The sequence below is a fragment of the Halorubrum ezzemoulense genome (genome assembly GCF_004126515.1).
GTDB classification, from domain to species: Archaea; Halobacteriota; Halobacteria; order Halobacteriales; family Haloferacaceae; genus Halorubrum; species Halorubrum ezzemoulense.
Genome location: NZ_CP034940.1, coordinates 1,667,909 through 1,687,441 on the forward strand (window position 1 = coordinate 1,667,909; position 19,533 = coordinate 1,687,441).

Consider the following 19,533-nt stretch of genomic DNA (forward strand, 5'->3'; position numbering starts at 1 on the left):
GCCCGGTCACTCCGGCCGGTGGACCTCGCCGTCGCGCGAGTCGGCGTCCTTCCGGCGGACCGCGGCGGCCGCGTTGTTCGCGTCGTAGCCGAAGAACACGTCCTTCGCGTACGTCTCGGCGACCTCGGTCGCGTGGATCAGGTCGTCGACGTCGACCTCGACCGCGTACAGTTCCAGCGAGAACGGCGTCTCCGGCGGCGCGCCGTGGAGGGAGTAGTCGCCGCCGAGCATCGAGCGGAACCCCCGCGCGATGGTCTCCAGCCAGTAGGTCGTCGCGTACTCGGTGTCGTACAGCGGGACGACGAACTCGTCGACGTGGGCGGCGAGGCGGTCGACATCGAGGCCGGCCCGCTCGTAGAGGTGGTCGGGGTACGGGTCGGGATACAGCGTCAGCAGGAGTCGGCCGGGGACCAGATCGGCCGCCTCGGCGACGAAGTCGGTTATCACGTCCGCGCGCCAGTCGGCGAACTCCTCGCGGTCGCTCTCGGCGAACAGGCGCTCGCAGCGGTCGCAGTGACAGAACCCCTCGCGGGGGAACCCCACGTCGTCGAGGCGCACGTCCTCGTTCTCGGCGGCGCAGTCCGCGATGATCTCCAAGAGTCCCTCGCGGTACTCCGGGTGTGTCGGGCAGATGTACGCCCAGTCGAAGTAGTCGCGGTCGCGGGTCGCCGGCTCGCCGCGCTCGTCGACCGGGACGAGGTCGTCGTCCTCGCTCGCGGCCGCGTTGTCGCCGAAGCACGACACCATGTTCACGGCGTCCGGCAGGGGCTCGGCCGCCCGCCCCGTGACGTCTTTCACCTCGTAGAAGCCGAGGTCGAACGGCTCCATCGCGACCTCGTCGGCGTTGCGCGTGACGACCCCGTACATGGAGTTGTATACGTGACTGGTCGGTAAAAACGGACGGTATCGGGGTGGTCGATCGGGGAGGCGAGTCGACGCGGAGTCTAATTCGGCGTGCCGTGCGGCGAGTGGTGTGACGAGCGCGGCGTCGAGCGGAGAGCGCGAGCGCGGCGTCTCGCGGTTACTCCACTTCGACCGGCTGTTTGTCGCCGGCGAACAGGAAGTACGCGAGCGCGACGAGCGACAGGACGAGGACGAGCTTGGCTTTCTTGCTCATACTTGCCGGTTGGAACGGTGGGCGGTAAAACCTACCGGACCGAGAACAGGTCGCCCCGAATAGGTCGGAACAAGACAGGTCGCCCCGAGTAGGACGGACCGAAAACAGGCTGCCCCGAGCGGAGCGACCCGCGGCGCCGGCCGTCTCAGACGTCGATGTGATCGGCGATGTCGGACCGCAGGATCGTCGCGCAGTAGTCGCAGCGCACGCCGTCGGCGACCACGTCGAACCGCGTCTCGACCGGCTCGCCGGCGTTGGTGATACAGTTGCGGTTCGGACAGGAGAGCACGCCGGTGACGCCGTCGGGACGGGTGACCCGGTTCTTCTCGACGACCTCGAAGTCGCGGACGATGTTGATCGTCGCCTCGGGCGCGATGAGCGAGAGCACGTCGACCTCCGACTGCGACAGCTCCCGGTCCTCGACCTTCACGATGTCCTTGCGGCCGAGCCGGTCGGAGGGGACGTTCATCCCGACGGAGACGCCCAACCCCTCGGAGCCGTCGATGCCTAAGATTGCGAGGACGTTCAGCGCCTGGCCCCCCTCGACGTGGTCGATAACGGTGCCGTCGCGGATCTTCGAGACGCGCAGCTCGTGATCGCTCATCGACCCACCTCCGTCCCCTCGTCGCCGTCGGGGTTCGCGTTCTCCAACAGGGTGTCGAGCAGCGCCATCCGCACCGGGATCCCGTTGTGCGCCTGCTCGAAGTAGCGGGCGTGGTCGGTCTCGTCGACGTCGGGCGCGATCTCGTCGACGCGCGGGAGCGGATGCATCACGGTGAGGTCGTCGGGGGCGTCCGCCAGCGTCTCGGCATCGATCTGGTACTCGCCCGCGACGCGGTGGTACTCGTTCTCGTCCGGGAACCGTTCCTTCTGGATCCGGGTGACGTACAGCACGTCGAGCTCGTCGAGGACGGGTTCGAGATCGTCGTGTTCGCGGATCTGCGCGCCCGTCTCGTGGAGGTCGAAGCGCACGGAGCGCGGGAGCCGCAGCGACTCGGGGCTGATGAAGTGCTGGTTGGCGTCGAACTCCGTCAGCGCGGCCGCAAGCGAGTGGACCGTCCGGCCGTACTTCAGGTCGCCCATGACCCCGATCGTGAGGTCGTCGAGCCCGTGGTCCTCGCGGATCGTGTGGAGGTCGAGGAGCGTCTGGGAGGGGTGTTGTCCGGCGCCGTCGCCCGCGTTGACGACCGGCACGTCGACGCGCTCCCCGGCGAGCGTCGCGGCACCCTCGCTGGGGTGGCGGAGGACGAGGGCGTCCGCGTACCCCTCGATGACGCGGACGGTGTCGGACAGCGACTCCCCCTTCGAGACGGACGAGGAGTCGACGTCGCCCATGTCGATGGTGTTCATCCCGAGGCGCTTGGCCGCGCTGTCGAAGCTCATCCGGGTCCGCGTGCTCGGCTCGAAGAAGCAGAGCGCGAGCACGCGGCCGGCGTGCCGGTCCGCGTAGGCGGCGGGGTCGTCGGCGACCGCCCGGGCCCGGTCGAGTACGGCCTCGATGTCATCCCGCGAGAGCTGGGTCGCGGTGATGAGGTGGTCCTGTCGCATCGTCAGAGATGGGTGTCGGCAGTATCTTGAATCCCTCGGCTCGGGGCGCAGCGCGGGTGTTCACGGACGTGCGTACCCGCTCGGGTCGCCGTTTCGATATCCGCAACGCGCCCCGAACCGGTCCGGGATCGGCGCGACAGAGTCGAAGACTCGCCGCCGTGCCGGCCCCTCGCCGCCGTACATAAGCCGCCGCGGACCGAAGCGGATCGCATGGCAGACAACGACCCGGCCGACCTGCTCCCGAACGACCGCGTGAAGCAGGCGGCCCTCGACGGCGAGGTGACGCAGCTCCACCGCGGGAACCGATACGGCGAAGAGGGCGACACCTTCGAGATCGACGGCGTCGCCTTCGAACTGGTCGAGGTGACCGAGCGCACGCTCGGCGACATGACCGACGAGGACGCGAAACGCGAGGGGTCGCCGTCGCTGTCGGCGTACAAGGAGCGAATGGTCCGCGCCCACGGCGGGAACTTCGAGTGGGACGACGACGCCGACGTGGTCAGACACCGGTTCGAGCGTGCCGAGTAGGACCGGAGATGATGAGGTAGTTCAGTCGTCGTCCGCGGCCGCGCCGTCGCCCGCTGCGGTCGCCGCGTCGTCCTCGATGCTCGGCGGGTACTTCCCGCGGTCGAGCTTCAGATCGGACTGCGGGCGGGCCATACAGGTGAGCGCGTACCGCTCGGCCTCCTCGTCGGAGAGGCCGCGAGCCGCGGGCTGTGTCACCTCGCCCTCGACGATCTCGGCGGAGCAGGCGAGACACATCCCGACGCGGCAGGAGTACTCCTGAGCGATCCCCTCCTCGAAGCAGGCGCTGAGGATCGTCTCCGTGTCGGCCACCTCGATCGTCTCGTCGGTGCCGACGAACTCGACGGTGTACTCTGTCATGGCGCGGAGTACCCGCCGACCGGTCAAAAAGGGTTCCCTCTATCCCGTCGCCGGCGCGGGGACGGAAGCGAGCGCTCGGTCGCTACGCGGCGGCGTCCGAGCGCTCGTTCCGCCTGTCACGAACGGTCCGCGCCACGACTAACACGCCGACGGCGACGAGGAAGTCGCGACCGATCGATCCGAACACGTCGACCCACAGGCGCAGGATCTGCGGGTCGGCCGCGAAGGTCCCCGACCACAGCAGGGTCCTGAGCGAGTGGGGAGCGACTCCGACGTACTGTCCCGCGAGCCCGCCGATGAGCGCGCCCGCGAAGAGCGCGAGTAACGACCGGCCGGTCAGTGGAATCCGCGAGCCGGGAGCGATAAGCGCGTAGAACGCGACGAACAGAAGCCCCGGCACCACGAGGTAGGTTCCGGCGACGTCGACCACGAGGTCGAGCGGCGTTCGGGCGGTCACCGGCTGTCCCTCCCGTATCGCGTACTGGCGGGACCGAGTCACGGCTTCGAGGAACACCACTCCCGCCGTGACGGCGGCGAGGGCGTACGGCTTCGCTCGCGGCCGGCGGAGGAGCGCGTCGCGGCGGACCATGTCGGGCCCTGCGTCGCATCTCAGTAATATCTTGTTCCGACAACGGTCGCGCACCGCCTCCCACCTATCGCAACGACTAATCCCCCGCCGGACGCTTCCCGAGACATGACCGGCAAGGCCACCGCGCGAGCCCACCCGATTCAGGGGCTCGTCAAGTATCACGGGATGCGCGACGAGGAACTGCGGCTCCCGTACCACGACAGCATCAGCCTCTGTACCGCGCCGACCGCCACGACGACCACCGTCGAGTGGCAGCCGGACGCGAGCGAGGACGCATACGTCATCGGCGGCGAGGCGGTCGACGGCCGCGCGGCCGAGCGCATCGACATGGTCGTCGACCACGTCCGCGACCTGGCCGGCGTCGACGCCGCCGTCCGACTGGAGAGCGAGAACTCCTTCCCGTCGAACATCGGGTTTGGCTCCTCCTCGTCGGGCTTCGCGGCCGCCGCACTCGCCCTCGTGGAGGCCGCGGGCCTCGACATGTCTCTCCCGGAGGTCTCGACGGTCGCCCGCCGCGGCTCCTCCTCTGCCGCCCGCTCGGTGACGGGCGCGTACTCGCGGCTCGACGCCGGGCTCAACGACGAGGACTGTCGCTCCTCCCGGCTCGACGTGGGGGTGAGCGAGGACGGCTTCGACCCCGAGGAGGACCTCCGAATCGTCGCCGCACACGTCCCCGCGTACAAGGAGACGGAGGAGGCCCACCGCGAGGCCGCCGCGAGCCACATGATGCAGGCGCGGACCGCGCACGTCCAAGACCAGCTAGTCGAGATGACCGACGCGCTCCGCACGGGCGACTTCGACCGGATCTTCGAGACGGCGGAGCACGACTCGCTGTCCCTGACGGCCACGACGATGACCGGCCCCGCGGGATGGGTGTACTGGCAGCCCGAGACGATCGCCGTGTTCAACGCGGTGCGCGAACTCCGCGAGTCGGGCGTCCCCGTCTACTTCTCGACCGACACCGGGGCCTCGGTGTACGTGAACACGCTCGCGGACCACGTCGACGAGGTCGAGGGCCGGATCGCCGAGATCGGCGTCGACACCGACGTCTGGGAGGTCGGCGGTCCGGCGCGCGTCCTCGACGAGAGCGAGGCGCTGTTCTGAGGGGCGGGACGGGCGGGCAGAACCGGCGCTGGCGGAGTCTGTCGCAGTGATTTATGAGCCCGCGGAATGAATGAAAGTGACATGTCACCGATCGCCGACGCGATCCTCGCGTTCGACGGGCCCGCGCCCCGGGTCGTCGCCGATCTCCGGAGCGTGTCGTTCGAGGTCGAACACGTCCGCGAGGACGTGGAGGACCGCTACTCGGACGCCGACCTCGACGAGGCGTACCAGCTGGTGATGTCGAACCAGATCACGGGCGACGACTTCAAGCGCCTCGTGGGGAAGAGTCGGTACGCTGCGCAGACGCTGTTCTTCGACGACCTGGTGGTGTTCCTCTTCCCGTCGAACCGATACGACGCGGTGTTCGCGTCGTTCGACTACGACGAGTCCTTCCCGGTGAACGAGCTGGTGAGCGCGGTCTCTGAGGCGACGACCGAGTGACCGCGCGGCGGAACCGGTTCCCGGGCGTTAGCGGTCGGGGTTTTCGAGGTGATAGAGGAGGTCGTACTCGCCGACGTTCTCGCCGGTTTCGAGGACCTCGCTCAGCACGCGCTCGTGCTCCTCGTCGATGTCGTGGGACGACTCCTCGTACGCCTCGTAGACCGCGTCGATGTCCTCGGCTTTCATATAGTAAACGAGGTAGTCCCCGTCGTCGGCGTGCTCGACGAACGCGGTCTCGGAGTACATCCCTTCGTTGCGCAGGGTTTCAACCGCCTCGGACTCTCGATCCCGAATCTCTCGCGCCCACGCTTCGAGCCGCTCGGTCGCTCCGGACTCGATCCGCTGTTTCGTGAGGACGACGTCGACCATACGGCCGGGTCGCGCCCGTTTCACCTAACGGTTGTCCGCCTTTGTTAACTGTTGGCACGCTCTCGGACGGCGGGAGTCAGTCCTCCTCCGGGTCCTCGCCGCGCGCCCGCTTGTACATCGCGAGCGCCTCCTCGCGGCGCTCCGAGTGGTCGACGATCGGCGCGGGATACGCCGGGGCCGCGTTCGCGCGCTGTGTCGGCGACAGCTCGTGCCACTCGTGGATGAGGTCGGGCTCGACGCCGCGCAGTTCGGGGACGTACGCCGTGATGTACTCCGCGTCGGGGTCGTATCGCTCGCCCTGCGTCATGGGATTGAAGATGCGGAAGTACGGCTGCGCGTCGGTCCCCGTCGAGGCTGCCCACTGCCAGCCGCCGTTGTCGTTCGCGGTGTCGTGGTCGGCCAGCCGCTCGCGGAAGTGGTGGTAGCCGTGCCGCCAGTCCGCGAGCAGGTCCTTCGTGAGGAAGGAGGCGACGATCATCCGCACGCGGTTGTGCATGAACGCCTCCTCGCGCAGCTGGCGCATCCCGGCGTCGACGATGGGATATCCCGTCTCGCCGCGCTTCCACGCCGCGATCTCGTCGGGGTCGTCGCGCCAGTCGATCCCCTCCTCGTACTCCTTGTAGTTCGCCGTCACCACCTCGGGGTTGTGGAAGAGGACCTGCGTGTAGAACTCCCGCCACGCCAGCTGCTGTTGGAACTCCTCGACCTGCTCGGGGGCGTCGTCGGGCCGCGCGTCCGACGCCGCCTCGGCCATCGCCTCCTCGGTCGCCGCGTACGCCTCGCGGACGCCGATCTCCCCGTACTTGAGGAAGGTCGACAGCCGCGAGGTCGCGTCCTCGGCGGGGTAGTCGCGCTCGGCCTCGTAGGCGAACACCGCCTCGTCGAGGAAGTCGGAGAGGCGCTCGCGCGCGGCAGCGGTCCCCGCCGGCCCGACATCGGCGTCCGGCTCGGCGAAGCCGAGGTCGGCGGGCGTCGGGAGGTCGCCCACCGTGGCGACGGGGAGCGCGTCGACGCCGGCGTCGGCCACCGTCGCGTCGCCCGCGTCGGTCCCGTCGATAGCGTCGACCGCGTCCGTCAGTCGGTCGGCGGCGGCGAGCGCAGCGCCGGTCGGCGCGGAAAGGGGGTCGTCCTTCGCGCGGTCGGTCCACTTCTTCCAGTAGTAGCTGTACACGGAGTACGGGTCCCCGGCGTTCGTCCGGATCGCGTCGGGGTCGTGGAGGACCGCGTCGTGGTGGGCCTCTCGCGCGACGCCGGCCGCGTCGAGCGCGCGTCGAACCCCGGCGTCGCGCTCGCGGGCGAGCCCCGAGTAGTCGCGGTTCCAGACGACGCGCTCGGCGCCGAGCGCCTCGGCGAGGCGCGGGAGCAGCGCTTCAGGGTCCCCGTGCGCGACGATCAGGTCGCTCCCGCGCTCGCGGTACGCCTCGCGGAGCGCCGCGAGCCCGTCGAGCAGGCGGCGGACCCGCACGTCGCTCGCGTGGTCGAGCACGTCGGGGTCGAAGACGAAGACGGGCGCGGCGGGCCCCTGGTCGGCGTCTTCGCTCGCGTCTCCGTCGCCGGCCCCCGCGGCGGCCGCTAAGCCGACGTTGTCCGCGACTCTGAGGTCCCGTCGGTGCCAGAACAGCTCCATGGGATCCGCACGGACGCGTCCACCGTGAAACCACCGGGACCGGCGGAGGCTTGACTGGCTCCGAGCAGGTCCTATCGGGCGTCCGCGTCGGCCCCCGTGAGCGATTCGAGCAGTCGCACGGCCGGCGCTTTCGCCAGCGGGTCGTTCCCGTTCCCGCAGTGGGGCGACTGGACGCAGGCGGGGCAGCCACCCTCGCAGCCGCAGGTGTCGATCAGACGCGCGGTTCGGGTCATCAGCTCCTCGATCCGCCGGTGGCCGCGGCGCGTGAGTCCGACGCCGCCGGGGTAGCCGTCGTAGACGAACACCGCCGGCCCCTCAGTGTGCGGGTGGTGGGGCGTCGAGATCCCCCCCACGTCGGCCCGGTCGCACAGCAGGTGGAAAGGGAACAGCGAGATGATCCCGTGTTCGGCGGCGTGGATCCCGCCGTTGAACGCGTACTCGCCGCCCGGGATCGGCTCGCCGTCGACATCGACGCCCGAATCGGGCGCACCTCCGTCGGCGCTGACCTCGGGATCTCCGGCGTCCCCATCGTCGAGCGCGTCGCCGAGTCGCCGCATCTCGCGCTCGACGTCCGCGGGCACAGGGAAGTACAACGACTTCGTCCGTAGCGTCGTCTCCGGGAGGTCGAGCGTCGACTCGCCGAGCGACTCCCCGGTCGCCGCGTCCTTCCGCACGAACCCCGTGATCTGCTCGGTCACCGTGACGTCCGCGAACCGGACGGGCACGTCGGGGCGCGCCGAGAGCGCCCGCTCGTCGAGGTCCTCGTTCACGACGATGTCCTTGTCGGAGCGCACCTGCGTGTAGTAGTCCGCCCACGACTGCTGGAGCTCGGCCACGTCGCGGTCGAGGTCCAGCTCGACCACCTCGTAGGTGCGGCCCTGCTGGTGGTAGATCGCGCCCGGGTGGGCGTCGCGGAGCGCGTCCGCGAAGCCGAGCGTCGCGACCGTCTCGCCGCTCGACCGCTCGATCAGCGATATCTCGCGCTCCTCGGCCGTGCGGAGGTTCACGGACTGCTGGGGGCTTCCGTCGCCGGCGTGGACCCAGCGCGTGCCCTTCGCGGCCTCGCGCCGTTCGAGGGCGCCCGCCTCGGTCAGGCCGGCGACGACGCCCGGGAACGTGTCGCCGAAGAAGCGCTCGTCGTCTGGAGAGAGCCAGTTCTCGTCGGCCGCGCAGGCGACGTGGCCGGGCATGAGCTGCCCGTTCTCCGGGTCGCAGATCGCGTCCTCCGGCGGCGCGTCGAAGAAGTCGCTCGGGTTGCGCATCAGGTACTGGTCGAGCTGGTCCTCGCCCCCGACCATGACGACCGTGGCCGGGTCGTCGCCGCGACCGGCCCGCCCCGCGCGCTGGTGCGCGGACATCCGCGTGCCGGGGTAGCCGTCCAGCACCACGGCGTCGAGCCCGCCCACGTCGACGCCGAGTTCGAGGGCGCTCGTCGACCAGACGCCGCGGAGGTCGCCCGCGTGGAGGTCGGCCTCGATCTCGCGGCGTCGGTCGTCGGTGAGCGCCGCCTGGTACGCGCCGACCTTCCCTGCGAGGTCGCGCTCCCCCCGCTCGCGGAGGTCGCTCGCGCTGTCGGTCGCGTACTGCTCGGCGGTCTGGCGGGCGCGGGTGAACGCGAGCGTCTGCTGGCCCGCCGTGACGAGGTCGACGAAGAGGCGCTTGCTCTCCGTGTGGCTCGACTTCCGGCGGCCGCTGCCGCGCTCCTGCCAGTCGTCGTCGTACTCGGGCGGGTTCCACAGCACCCAGTCGCGCGGCCCGCGCCCCGAGGTGTCCTCGTCGACGAGGGCGATCCCGTCGGGGTCGCGGCCGGTAACGGTCGCGACGTGGTCGACGGGGTTGTTGATCGTCGCCGAGCAGCAGACGAACTGCGGCGCGGAGCCGAATCGCTCGCAGGTTCGCGCGAGCCGGCGGAGGGTCAGCGCGACCTGCGAGCCGAACACGCCGCGGTAGCTGTGGACCTCGTCGATTACGACGTGCTCCAGCGAGGAGAAGAACCAGTCCCACAGGCGCCCCGCGTACGGGAGCAGCGCGTAGTGGAGCATGTCCGGGTTCGAGAGGAGGACGGTTGGGCGGCGGTCGCGCACGTCGCGCTTCTCCGCCCGCGAGAGCCGCCCGGTGTACGAGTCGACCGACACGCGGCTGCCGAAGCCGAGGTCGGCCGCGAGCTCGGACAGCGACTCCTCCTGGTCGGCTATCAGCGCGTTCTGCGGGCCGATGTACAGCGTGCGCCCGCCGTGGTCCATCGCGGCCTCGAACGCCGGGACGGTGTACGCGAGCGACTTGCCGCTGGCCGTCTCGGTCGCGAGCACGACATCGTCGCCGTCGCGGACCGCGCCGATGGCGTCGGCCTGATGCCGGTAGAGCCGCTCGATGCCGCGGTCCGCGAGCGCGTCGGCGAGCCGCGGTTCGAGGTCGACATCGGCGAACTCCGGCTCGCGCGCCGGGAGCCGCCGTTGGTCGGCGATCTGTCCCTCGTAGAAGGGGCGGTCTCGCAGCCACTCGATGGCGTCGTCCACGGTTACGATACCCTCGGGTCGGCGGGGCCTAACGGTTGCGGTGGCACCGAGGAGAGTGCGGTGTCGACCGGGCGGTTGCGGGAACGCTGTGGCGGCCAGTCGCCCGCAGGAGCGCCGTGCCGCTCAGTCGTCCGCGGGCGATCGCTCGGGCCCGCCGTCGGTCGGTGAGAGGTCGACCGCCGGCTCCGCGGGGCCCTCGCGGGCGAGCGGCGGCCAGCGGACCTCGGTCGCGATCGGCTGGTCGAGGTCGACCCGCATCCGGAGGTCGCCGCGCCGCTCGACGACTTCGAAGCCGACCGTCCGGTAGACGCTCCGCGCGGGGCGGTTCCCGGTCTCGACGTGGAGTTCGATCCCGTCGCGGCCGGCGGCCGCGGCGTTGGCGATCACGTGACGGCACAGCTCCGTCCCGACGCCGCGGTCCTGCGCGTCCGGGTGGACGAAGACGGCGAGTTCGGGGGTGTCGGCGTCGGTCGGGGTGTACATCGCGTGGCCGAACAGTTCGCCGTCCCGCTCGGCGACGACGTTGTTCCCCTCCGACAGCATGGATCGGATCCAGTCGACGCGCCGGCGCCGGCTCACCGGCGGGAGCCCCTGCGCGCGGTGGGGGCGGCCGAACCGCTCGTACATCTCTGCGAGGAACGGCTCGTCCGCGTCGGTCGCGGGCCGGATCGTCCAGCGCGCGCCCTCCTTGTCGACGAAGCGCGGACACCGCGGCGGGCAGTGCGGCGTCCCCTCGCACTCGCTCCCGTCCCAGCCGTCGCAAGCGGCGCTCGCGGTACCGGAGGTCATGTATCAACGTTGGCGTCGGGTCGTGTTATATGGTGACAACGACTTTCACAGCGTGAGAATCGGTAACGGAGTCGGCGTCGGCCGCAACGTGGTCGGATCGGGGGTTACTCCCGGATCAGCACGATCCCCTCGCGGAACACGACGTGGTTCGGGAGGACGTGCTCCTCGCCGTCGGTCTCGATGTGGGTGACGAAGAGGTCGACCTCCTGAACGACGCCGCGCTCGCCGGCGACGCGGACCTCGTCGCCGATGCTGTACGGCTGTCGGAGCAGGAGAAAGACGCCGGCGGCGGCCGACGCGACGAGGTCTTTCGTCGCGAGCGCGGCGAACAGCACCACCGCAAACGCGTACGCCGCGAGCAGCACGATGAGCGCGAGCGTCTGAACGCCCACCTGTCCGAGGGCGATGAGCGCGGCGACGTAGACGACGCTGTAGTTCACGACCGTCGGGAGGACGCCGAGTTCGGGGAGCTTGATCCCCCGGAGGCGCTCGGCGACGAGCAGCTCCGCCTTGTCGCCGACGACGACGCCGACGATGACGACGACGGCGGCGACGAACAGCCGCGGGAGGAAGGCGGCGACGCCGGACCAGAACTGTTCGAGGTAGTTCACGTCTGCGACCGTGAGGGCGACGATGACCGCGACGGCGACGATGAAGTAGCTCGACAGCTGCGCCAAGATCCGCACCGTCGAGGTGTCGAACTCGCGGGCCGTCCGCTCGAAGGTGGTCCCCTCGATCACCTCGGGGACGCCCGCCCGGCGGAGCAGCCGGCGGTTGATCACGCCGGTGAGGTACGCCAGCGCGAGACCGAAGAGGAGCACCGCCAGCGCCAGCCAGATCCGGTACCGCACGTTCAGGAGGAACTCTGGGACGGTGATCTGGACCGCGGACATGAGTCAGTACTCCTCCGGATCGATCTCCAAGACGAGTTCGCCCGCCTTGAACGCCCGGACGAGCCCGTCCGACTCGGAGAGGACGATCGCGGTCGAGTTGGTGTCGCGGGTGATCGCGGCTCCGGACATGTGGCGCGCGCCGAGGCCCTTCGGGATGTCGACCCCCTCGGCAGCGGGTTCGAGGTAACGGTACGCCGAGACGATCTTCCCGGAGTCGGAGACGACGAACGCGCCGTCCAGCCGCGAGAACTCCTTGAGCATGACGTTCACGATTGGGTCGCCGACGTGGACGTGGCTCTTCTCGAATGGGTTGTACGACAGCGGCCGCGACTTGTTCATCACCTTCCCCGCGTCGCCGACGACGAACAGCGCGCCCACCGGCTTCCCCTTTTGTCCCTTCTGACCGAGTTCGATCGCGACCTCGAACACGTCGCGGATCACGCTCGGCTCGGCGCGGGAGTTGGCGAACAGGTCGAAGATGCCGGTGTGGATACTCTCGTCGACGGTGACCCGGACGACCGCGTCCGAGCCGCCCTCGAAGACGGAGGCGACGCACGCGACCTCGTCGCCCTCGGAGACGAGGTCCGCGTCCATCGCGCCCTCGATGCCGAACCGGATCCGGTCTTTCACGTTGTCGAAGGGGAGCGGGAGATCGACGAACGTCTCAGCGTCGACGTCGTTGTCGGGCGCGACGACGACGACCTCGCTCCCGCCGTTCGCGAACCGCTCGTAGAAGGAGCTCGTCGGAGAGAACAGCAGCGCGGCGTCGACGTCAGCGACGAGGTCCGCTAGGTGGTCGGTGAGCGAGTCCATTGACGCAACTGACACGAGGAATCCGTATAGTCGTTGCGTCGGCGTCGTGCGTGCGTCTGACGCCGAGCGAGAGTGGCGGCGCGATCCGGAGCGAAGCGGCCAGCGGGGCGCGGTCCGGAACGAAGCGGCCGCTGGTGCGGGCCCGAACCAGGTCAGTCGTCGGCGGCCGCGGCCGGCTCCGTCGCGCTCGGCGTCGGTCGGTCGCGGATCAGGTCCGCCGCCCGCTCGGCGACGGCGATCGTCGGGGCGTTCGTGTTGCCGCCGACGAGCGTGGGCATCACGCTCGCGTCGACGACGCGGAGCCCCTCGACGCCGTGAACCCGAAGCTCCTCGTCCACGACCGCCGCCTCGTCGTCCCCCATCGCGCACGTGCCGACGGGGTGGTACACGGTGTGACACGTGTCGCGGACGTGCCGGGCGATCGCCTCGTCGGTCTCGGCGTCCTCGCCGGGCCACACCTCGCGCCCGACGTGCCCGGCGAGCGCGTCCTGCCGGGCGATCTCGCGGGCGCGCTTGACCCCGTCCACGAGCGTTTCGAGGTCCGCGTCCGCGTCGAGGTAGTTCGGGTCGATGATAGGGTCGTCGAACGGGTCGGCGGAGCGAAGCGTGACGCGCCCGCGGCTCTCCGGCCGGAGTTGCGTCGCGCCGATCGACAGCCCCCGCCCGGTCTCGGGGTTCGCGAAGCCGTGGTCCATGAAGTACGAGGGAGCGAAGTGGAACTGGAGGTCGGGCCGGGAATCGGCGCCGTCGGTGCGGACGAACCCGCCGGCCTCGGCGACGTTGGAGGTCAGCTTCCCGCGCTTGCGGAGGAACCAGTTGAAGACGTCCAGCAGGCCGCCGGCGTCGTCGAGCGTGCTGATGTCGCCGTCGGTCTCGTAGACGGTGAACGCGAACAGGTGATCTTGGAGGTTCCGACCGACGCCGGGCGACGCCGTCTCGACATCGATGCCGTGGTCCGCGAGGTGGTCTGGGTCGCCCACGCCCGAGAGCATGAGGAGCTGCGGGGAGTTGACCGCGCCGGCGCTGAGGAGGACCTCCTCGGCGGCCCCCGCGGACCGGCTCTGATCGTCCTGGCTGTACTGAACTCCCGTCGCGCGACCGTCCTCGATGGTCACCTCGGTCACCTGCGCGCCGGTCTCGGCAGTGAGGTTCGGTCGGTCGAGGGCGGGCTTGAGGTACGCGTCGGCGGCGCTGTGGCGTTCCCCGTTCTTCTGCGTGACGTGGTACATCCCCACGCCCTCCTGTGCCGCCCCGTTGAAGTCGTCCGTGCGGTCGTAGCCCGCCTGCGCGGCGGCGTCGACAAACGCCTGGGAGACCGGTCGCGGCGAGGACTGGTCCGTCACGTTGAGCGGCCCCGCGGACCCGTGGTAGGGCGATCCCGACGGCGTGAACGTCTCCGCCCGCTTGAAGTACTCCAGCATGGTCTCGTACCCCCAGCCGTTGTTGCCGAGGGCCGCCCAGTCGTCGTAGTCCGACGGGTGGCCGCGGATGTAGATCATCGCGTTCGTGGAGGAGCACCCGCCGAGCGTCTTACCGCGCGGCCAGTAGAGCCGTCGACCGCCGCAGCCGTCCTGCGGCTCGGTGTAGTACTCCCAGTCCGCGTCGCTCTCGAACAGCTCCGGAAAGCCCGCCGGGATCCGCATGTTCCGGTCGTCGTCGGGTGTGCCCGCTTCGAGGAGCAGCACGCTCCTGTCCGGGTCCGCGGTGAGTCGGTTCGCGAGGACGCAGCCCGCAGAGCCCGCCCCGACGACGACGAAGTCGTATTCCGTGTCTGTCATAGACTAGCATGTGAGAGACTAGTATTTAAACGGATCAGCGACTACGAGGTCGCTCGGGTCACGCCGAATATGACTGGACAGACCGGGGTCGAAGCCGACGGGGCCGCGCGTCAGTGCGTCGTCCACCCGCCGTCGATCGAGAGGTTGACTCCGGTGATGTACGAGGCCTTGTCCGAGACGAGGAACGCCGCCGGTTCTGCGATCTCTTCCGGTTCGGCGATGCGGCCGATCGGCGTCTGACTGAGGACGAACTCGTAGAAAGAGTCGTCATTAAGCTCTGACGCAGTCATCTCGGTCTCGACGAAGCCGGGACAGATGCTGTTCACCCGGACGCCGGCGTCGGCGTAATCGACGGCCGTTGTTCGGGTGAAGTTGACGACAGCGCCCTTCGCGGTCGCGTACGCGGCCGTCTGCGGTCCCCCGACCAGTCCGAACACCGACGCGACGTTGAGGACCGCCCCCGAGGACTCGCGCAGGTACGGCATGGCTGCTCGCGTCCCGTAGATGACGCCGTTGAGATTGACCTCTAACAACTTGTGCCAGTCCTCGAGCGACGTCTCCTCGACCGTTCCAGTGAGCCCGATCCCGGCATTGTTCACGAGGATGTCCAACCCGCCGTGTTCCTCGACCGTCTGTTCGACCAGCGATTCGACGGATTCGTACGACGAGACGTCGCACTGGACGAACGAACAGCCGAGCTCCTCGGCGGTCTCTCGTCCCGCCTCCTCGGTCCGGTTCGCGATCACGACCGACGCCCCTTGATCGACGAACTCCGCAGCGATGGCCTTCCCGATGCCGGCCGAGCCGCCGGTGACGATAGCGGTCTTTCCGTCGAGCATATTTACTCGTTTGTGTGTATATTTTGTATTTCTTTCGGAATGTTGATACTGATATGTACTTCCCTCGTTTCGTTGTACCGGGAATCCGCCGGGCGTTTGAAGTCCGCTACGACCGTACCAACGGGTTTAAACGCGCGATAACGGCCGCGTACGGAGTACGAACGTCGGAGGGCCGTCGGCGCCTAACGCGTCCGAGCGGGCCGCGGCGGCGTCGGCGCACACCGCGCGCCGTTCGACGGCGTTATGCCTCGCTGCCAGAATCGTTATCCGTGAACATCAACACCGTCCGAGACTCCTGGACGAACCGGACGGGCGAATACTCGCCGGCGTACTACGCCCACCGCGGGCCGAACAAGACGAGCGAGCTGATCCGTGAGGGCCTCGACGCGCGCCTCGACCGCGACGCGGCCGTCCTCGAGCTGGGGTGCGGGTCGGGCCGGCACCTCGACCACCTCGCAACCCACGGCTTCGAGGACCTCTCTGGCGTCGACATCAACCCCGGGGCGTTCGACGAGATGCGGGACGCCTACCCCGAGCTCGCCGCCGACGGGACCTTTCACTGCGGCGCGATAGAGGACGTGGTCGGCGGGTTTGACGACGGCGCGTTCGACGCGGTGTTCTCGGTCGAGACGCTACAACACCTCCATCCGGACGCCGAGCCGGCCTTCGAGGAGATAGCGCGGATCACCGACGAGCTTCTGATCACGGCCGAGATCGAGGCCCCGACGCAGGGGTCGGCGTCAGCTCCGCCGGACGTGAACTACGTCGACGAGGGGACGCCGCTGTTCTACCGGGACTGGGGCGAGGTGTTCACCTCGCTCGGGCTCGTCGAGGTCGACGTCACCCGCGGGAAGCGAGACACCACGCGGACCTTCCGCGCGTCCCGTTGACAGACGCCCGTTCCTGACGCGGTGTGAGCGCGACCGGCGGTCTCCCGCGCGACTTTTACCCGCGAGCCGACAACTCCGGACACATGGCGACTCGCGAGGCCCTCTGGGGGTACCGGAACCGGTTCGGCGACGCCTTCGGGCGCACCTACTTCCGGCGGTTCGGTCCCGGCGTCGTCTCCAGCGTCGGGATCGGGACGTACCTCGGCGACCCGACGCCCGCGGTCGACGAGGCCTCGCGCGAGTCGATCGAGCTGGCGCTCCGGTCCGGCGTGAACCACGTGGACACCGCGGCCAACTACCGCTGCGGCCGCGCCGAGCGCGTCGTCGGCGAGGCGCTCCGGGACGCCCCCCTCGACCGGGAGTCGGTGGTCGTCGCCACGAAGGGCGGCTTCCTCCCGTTCGACGGCGAGCGACCGAGCGACCCGAGCGCGTACGTCCGCGAGCGCTTCGTCGAGCCGGGGATCGTCGACCCCGACGACCTCGCGAACGGGGCGCACGCGATGACCCCCGACTTCCTGGAGTGGTCGCTCGACCGCTCGCTCGACCGGCTCGGCCTCGACGCGGTCGACTGCTTCTACGTCCACAACCCCGAGACGCAGCTCGCTGTCAGGTCGCGTGGCGACGTGTACGACGCGCTCGAAGCCGCGTTCGAGGCGCTCGAACGCCGGCGCGCCGCGGGCGACGTCGGGGCTTACGGCGTCGCGACGTGGGACGCGTTCCGCGTTGCGGAGGACGGCGACCGGTACCTCTCGCTCGCGGAGGTGCTCTCGCGGGCCGAGGCCGCCGGCGAGGCGGTCAGCCCCGACGACGACCACGGGCTCGCGGCGGTCCAGCTCCCCTTCAACGTCGCGATGGCGGACGCGTTCACCCGGCGGAACCACCGCGCGCCGTCCGAGGGTGACGCGGACGGGCCCGTCTCGGCGCTCTCGTTCGCCCACGAGGCCGGGCTCTCTGTGGTGACGAGCGCGAGCATCGGACAGGGAGACCTCGCGGTCGAGGGCGCGGTCCCGCCCGACGTCGACGCGACGCTCGCCGGGGAGACGCCGGCCCAGCGCGCGCTCAACTTCGCGCGGAGCGCACCGGGCGTCACCTCGTCGCTCGTCGGCACGACCGACCCCGACCACGTCCGCGAGAACGTCGCCGCCGGCACCTTCGACCCGCTGGGCGCGTCGGCGTTCGACGCCGTCTTCGAGTGACCGCGGACGACGACCGGCCCCAAAAGAGGTTTACCCGGACCGACGGTATCGCCTCCTATGTCCCCCACCCGACGAGCCCTCCTCCGCGGCGGCGCCATCGGCGCTATCGCCGCGCTCGCCGGCTGCTCCGGCGCGGACGGCACAGGATCGGAGTCGGTCCGACGGCAGGTCTCCGGGACGGACACGGACCCGACCGTCCTGAAGCCGCGGAACCCGAGCGGCGACCCGGTCCTCCTCGACGGGAGCGCGACCAACGGCGCCGGAGAGCCCGTCGCGATCGACCGCGAGCTCGTCACGAGCGCCGAGCGGGCGGCCGATCTGCTCGTGGCCGAGGATGTCGCCGAGGCGGACCGCGATCGGATCCGGTCGTTCCTCGACGAGACCGACTACGACGCGGAGACGGTGTACGTGTCGCCCGCCGGCATCGAGTCGTGCGAACGACTCCACATCGAGTCCGTCTCGTGGGATCCCGGGCACGTGGAGTTCGAGTACTGCCGCGAGCTCAGGCCGCCGGACGAGGCCTGCGAGGCCGACGCGCGGGTCGCGCTCGCCCTCCTCTTCCGGCTTCCGGTCGTCCTCGACGACCGGCTCACCGGGTCCGGCTCCAGCGGTAGGTCGCCGTGTCGGACTACGGACACGGAGTACGCGGTGATCGACGGGAACGCGACCGTCCCCGGGAACGCCACGGCGACCGACGAGTGGGGTGAGCTCTGATGCCGCGGGGGCTCACCCGGCGCGGCGCGCTCGCCGCCGCCGGCGCCGCCGCGCTCGGCTCGCTCGCCGGCTGCTCGGGCCGGGGGAGCGAGCGGCGGTTCTGGGACGACCCGCCGTCGCTCGACGTCGACGCCGTTCCACGCGAGTTCGACGATTCCGTCCCGGCTCGGCCGCGGATCGTCCCCGTCGGCTTCGAGCCGGAGGTCGCCGCCGCGTTCGCGGACCGCGTCGACCGCCTGCTCAGCCCGATCCCGGACCCCCTGACCGCGGAGCGGCTCCCGCACGGCGGGTTCCGCGGGCGCATCGAGGCGGAGCGGGCGGCGGCCCGCGAGGCGCTGCCGGGACCCGACGAGCCGCTCGTTCCGCTGGAAGCGGTTGAGCGGTACTCAACGGCGCGCGATCACGCCGCGAGCGCCGTCGGCACGTGGGCGGGCGTGACCGTCGAGGGCGATCCGGGAGCGGTGGCGCCCGACGTCGGGGCGGTGCGTCAGCGCGCGTCTGAGACGCTGGACGCGCTCCCCGGTCCCGCCGCGGACCCCCTGGCGGGCGCCGCGGTCTACGGCCCGATCGAGCGGTGGTACGACGAGGCGCTCCGCCGGACGCTGGTCGGCAGCGGGAGTCCGGCCGACGAGGCGAACCCGATCCGCGCGGGAGAGGCGGTCGGAGACGTCGAGCGGGTCCAGTCGTACGTCGAGGCGGGACGGTACCTCGGCGACCGGTACGCGGCCTCGCTCGCCGACCCGCAGCCGGTCGCCGAACCGATCCGCCGCGAAATGGACCGCCTCGGCGGCGCGGTCGGCGACCGGCTCCGCGAGCTCCACGGCGAGGGGGTCGAGGACCTCAGGGAGAACCCCGGCCCGGAGGCCTTCGTCGACGAGCGCGCCGTCGCGCGGGACGCGCCGAGCGCCGACCTCCTGTCGAGCGCGGTCTACCGGAGCTTCGACGGGCTGTGGTTCGACCCGGTCGCGGTCGGCGACTACGAGCCCGACCACCCGGCGACCGGGCTGACCCGGACCGCGCTCGTCCAGACCCGGCTCCGAGCGGTCGACGCCGTCGCCGCGCGCGTCGAGGCGGGCGACACGATGTTCCCGGACGAGGCCGCGGCGATCGGCGCGGCGCGCGGCGCGGCGGTCGAGTCCGCCGCGGCGCTCGCGGAGAGCGAGAACCCGCTGGCGCGGTGGCTGGCGACGCAGTTCCTGCCGCTGTTCGCGGAGCAGGACGACGCGCTCGCGGCCGACGAGCGGAGCGCGCTCTCGGCCGCCACGGCGTACGCCGAGTACCGGTGGATCGAGATCGTCGCGGACGAGGCGGGGGCGGTGGCGGAGTCGGTCGCGACGGCGATCGATTCGTGAACGGCGACGGTCAGCGAGGAGAGGCGCGAGCGGTAGTCGAAGTCCGGCAGCGCGGCGGAGGCCGGTGCGGTGC

Annotated in this window: 20 protein-coding genes; 7 read left to right on the forward strand and 13 right to left on the reverse strand. The window is 70.4% G+C overall.

The window, feature by feature from the left end; translation table 11 throughout:
- Window positions 1-6 precede the first annotated feature (6 nt).
- The 3 genes from EO776_RS08320 to pyrB form a co-directional block, all read right to left on the reverse strand.
- Complete coding sequence (locus EO776_RS08320) at window positions 7-867, reverse strand: hypothetical protein (RefSeq protein WP_094494224.1); 861 nt, start codon at window positions 865-867, stop codon at window positions 7-9.
- Window positions 868-1,262: 395 nt separating this feature from the next.
- A complete protein-coding gene (gene pyrI / locus EO776_RS08325; RefSeq protein ID WP_049929424.1) occupies window positions 1,263-1,721 on the reverse strand; it encodes an aspartate carbamoyltransferase regulatory subunit in 459 nt (152 codons plus the stop codon).
- Window positions 1,718-2,665 (reverse strand): aspartate carbamoyltransferase, encoded by a 948-nt coding sequence (gene pyrB, locus EO776_RS08330; RefSeq protein WP_086216721.1) that lies wholly within the window; start codon window positions 2,663-2,665, stop codon window positions 1,718-1,720. The genes pyrI and pyrB overlap by 4 nt, the downstream gene beginning before the upstream one ends.
- Window positions 2,666-2,875: 210 nt before the next feature.
- Between pyrB and EO776_RS08335 the strand changes: the two genes are divergently transcribed.
- Window positions 2,876-3,193 (forward strand): ASCH domain-containing protein, encoded by a 318-nt coding sequence (locus tag EO776_RS08335; protein ID WP_049929422.1) that lies wholly within the window; start codon window positions 2,876-2,878, stop codon window positions 3,191-3,193.
- A gap of 21 nt (window positions 3,194-3,214) precedes the next feature.
- On the opposite strand, the gene EO776_RS08340 is transcribed toward EO776_RS08335, so the two are convergent.
- A complete protein-coding gene (locus tag EO776_RS08340; RefSeq protein ID WP_049929421.1) occupies window positions 3,215-3,550 on the reverse strand; it encodes a 2Fe-2S iron-sulfur cluster-binding protein in 336 nt (111 codons plus the stop codon).
- A gap of 82 nt (window positions 3,551-3,632) precedes the next feature.
- Complete coding sequence (locus EO776_RS08345) at window positions 3,633-4,139, reverse strand: hypothetical protein (RefSeq protein ID WP_089307587.1); 507 nt, start codon at window positions 4,137-4,139, stop codon at window positions 3,633-3,635.
- A 105-nt stretch (window positions 4,140-4,244) separates the two neighbouring features.
- On the opposite strand from EO776_RS08345, the gene mvaD reads away from it, so the two are divergent.
- On the forward strand, window positions 4,245-5,243 hold the full coding sequence (gene mvaD / locus EO776_RS08350) for a phosphomevalonate decarboxylase MvaD (RefSeq protein WP_049929418.1): 999 nt from the start codon (window positions 4,245-4,247) through the stop codon (window positions 5,241-5,243).
- Between the two features lie 81 nt (window positions 5,244-5,324).
- Window positions 5,325-5,684, forward strand: coding sequence for a hypothetical protein (locus EO776_RS08355; RefSeq protein WP_086216754.1), 360 nt, complete (start codon window positions 5,325-5,327; stop codon window positions 5,682-5,684).
- A gap of 27 nt (window positions 5,685-5,711) precedes the next feature.
- On the opposite strand, the gene EO776_RS08360 is transcribed toward EO776_RS08355, so the two are convergent.
- From EO776_RS08360 to EO776_RS08395, 8 genes are all read right to left on the reverse strand, one after another.
- A complete protein-coding gene (locus EO776_RS08360; protein ID WP_089307585.1) occupies window positions 5,712-6,053 on the reverse strand; it encodes a DUF6176 family protein in 342 nt (113 codons plus the stop codon).
- A gap of 76 nt (window positions 6,054-6,129) precedes the next feature.
- Entirely contained in the window at window positions 6,130-7,680 is a 1,551-nt protein-coding gene (locus tag EO776_RS08365; protein WP_094521052.1) for a cryptochrome/photolyase family protein, read from the reverse strand.
- Window positions 7,681-7,751: 71 nt separating this feature from the next.
- Entirely contained in the window at window positions 7,752-10,196 is a 2,445-nt protein-coding gene (locus tag EO776_RS08370; protein ID WP_089307583.1) for a DEAD/DEAH box helicase, read from the reverse strand.
- 123 nt (window positions 10,197-10,319) lie between these two features.
- A complete protein-coding gene (locus tag EO776_RS08375; RefSeq protein WP_094495372.1) occupies window positions 10,320-10,985 on the reverse strand; it encodes a GNAT family N-acetyltransferase in 666 nt (221 codons plus the stop codon).
- 104 nt (window positions 10,986-11,089) lie between these two features.
- Window positions 11,090-11,878: a mechanosensitive ion channel domain-containing protein gene (locus tag EO776_RS08380; protein WP_094521051.1), complete on the reverse strand. Its 789-nt coding sequence runs from the start codon at window positions 11,876-11,878 to the stop codon at window positions 11,090-11,092.
- A gap of 3 nt (window positions 11,879-11,881) precedes the next feature.
- Window positions 11,882-12,691 (reverse strand): diadenylate cyclase DacZ, encoded by an 810-nt coding sequence (gene dacZ / locus EO776_RS08385; protein ID WP_049929410.1) that lies wholly within the window; start codon window positions 12,689-12,691, stop codon window positions 11,882-11,884.
- Between the two features lie 152 nt (window positions 12,692-12,843).
- Complete coding sequence (locus EO776_RS08390) at window positions 12,844-14,469, reverse strand: GMC family oxidoreductase (RefSeq protein ID WP_094592667.1); 1,626 nt, start codon at window positions 14,467-14,469, stop codon at window positions 12,844-12,846.
- A gap of 110 nt (window positions 14,470-14,579) precedes the next feature.
- A complete protein-coding gene (locus EO776_RS08395) occupies window positions 14,580-15,308 on the reverse strand; it encodes an SDR family NAD(P)-dependent oxidoreductase (RefSeq protein WP_049929408.1) in 729 nt (242 codons plus the stop codon).
- A gap of 269 nt (window positions 15,309-15,577) precedes the next feature.
- On the opposite strand from EO776_RS08395, the gene EO776_RS08400 reads away from it, so the two are divergent.
- The 4 genes from EO776_RS08400 to EO776_RS08415 all read left to right on the forward strand — a co-directional run bounded on the left by EO776_RS08400 (window position 15,578) and on the right by EO776_RS08415 (window position 19,460).
- Entirely contained in the window at window positions 15,578-16,198 is a 621-nt protein-coding gene (locus EO776_RS08400) for a class I SAM-dependent methyltransferase (RefSeq protein ID WP_049929407.1), read from the forward strand.
- Between the two features lie 83 nt (window positions 16,199-16,281).
- Window positions 16,282-17,394, forward strand: a complete 1,113-nt coding sequence (locus EO776_RS08405) for an aldo/keto reductase (RefSeq protein ID WP_094521050.1) — start codon at window positions 16,282-16,284, stop codon at window positions 17,392-17,394.
- A 57-nt stretch (window positions 17,395-17,451) separates the two neighbouring features.
- A complete protein-coding gene (locus EO776_RS08410) occupies window positions 17,452-18,108 on the forward strand; it encodes a hypothetical protein (RefSeq protein ID WP_094521049.1) in 657 nt (218 codons plus the stop codon).
- The gene (locus EO776_RS08415) at window positions 18,108-19,460 is read left to right on the forward strand and encodes a hypothetical protein (protein WP_094521048.1); all 1,353 of its coding nucleotides are present in this window, start codon (window positions 18,108-18,110) and stop codon (window positions 19,458-19,460) included. Before EO776_RS08410 ends, EO776_RS08415 begins: the two co-directional genes overlap by 1 nt.
- Window positions 19,461-19,533: the final 73 nt, after the last annotated feature.

Coding starts and splice junctions, on each gene's coding strand:
- EO776_RS08320 (WP_094494224.1), bottom strand. CDS start 867: ATGTACGGGGTCGTCACGCGCAACGCCGACGAGGTCGCGATGGAGCCG.
- pyrI (WP_049929424.1), bottom strand. CDS start 1,721: ATGAGCGATCACGAGCTGCGCGTCTCGAAGATCCGCGACGGCACCGTT.
- pyrB (WP_086216721.1), bottom strand. CDS start 2,665: ATGCGACAGGACCACCTCATCACCGCGACCCAGCTCTCGCGGGATGAC.
- EO776_RS08335 (WP_049929422.1), top strand. CDS start 2,876: ATGGCAGACAACGACCCGGCCGACCTGCTCCCGAACGACCGCGTGAAG.
- EO776_RS08340 (WP_049929421.1), bottom strand. CDS start 3,550: ATGACAGAGTACACCGTCGAGTTCGTCGGCACCGACGAGACGATCGAG.
- EO776_RS08345 (WP_089307587.1), bottom strand. CDS start 4,139: ATGGTCCGCCGCGACGCGCTCCTCCGCCGGCCGCGAGCGAAGCCGTAC.
- mvaD (WP_049929418.1), top strand. CDS start 4,245: ATGACCGGCAAGGCCACCGCGCGAGCCCACCCGATTCAGGGGCTCGTC.
- EO776_RS08355 (WP_086216754.1), top strand. CDS start 5,325: ATGTCACCGATCGCCGACGCGATCCTCGCGTTCGACGGGCCCGCGCCC.
- EO776_RS08360 (WP_089307585.1), bottom strand. CDS start 6,053: ATGGTCGACGTCGTCCTCACGAAACAGCGGATCGAGTCCGGAGCGACC.
- EO776_RS08365 (WP_094521052.1), bottom strand. CDS start 7,680: ATGGAGCTGTTCTGGCACCGACGGGACCTCAGAGTCGCGGACAACGTC.
- EO776_RS08375 (WP_094495372.1), bottom strand. CDS start 10,985: ATGACCTCCGGTACCGCGAGCGCCGCTTGCGACGGCTGGGACGGGAGC.
- EO776_RS08380 (WP_094521051.1), bottom strand. CDS start 11,878: ATGTCCGCGGTCCAGATCACCGTCCCAGAGTTCCTCCTGAACGTGCGG.
- dacZ (WP_049929410.1), bottom strand. CDS start 12,691: ATGGACTCGCTCACCGACCACCTAGCGGACCTCGTCGCTGACGTCGAC.
- EO776_RS08390 (WP_094592667.1), bottom strand. CDS start 14,469: ATGACAGACACGGAATACGACTTCGTCGTCGTCGGGGCGGGCTCTGCG.
- EO776_RS08395 (WP_049929408.1), bottom strand. CDS start 15,308: ATGCTCGACGGAAAGACCGCTATCGTCACCGGCGGCTCGGCCGGCATC.
- EO776_RS08405 (WP_094521050.1), top strand. CDS start 16,282: ATGGCGACTCGCGAGGCCCTCTGGGGGTACCGGAACCGGTTCGGCGAC.
- EO776_RS08410 (WP_094521049.1), top strand. CDS start 17,452: ATGTCCCCCACCCGACGAGCCCTCCTCCGCGGCGGCGCCATCGGCGCT.
- EO776_RS08415 (WP_094521048.1), top strand. CDS start 18,108: ATGCCGCGGGGGCTCACCCGGCGCGGCGCGCTCGCCGCCGCCGGCGCC.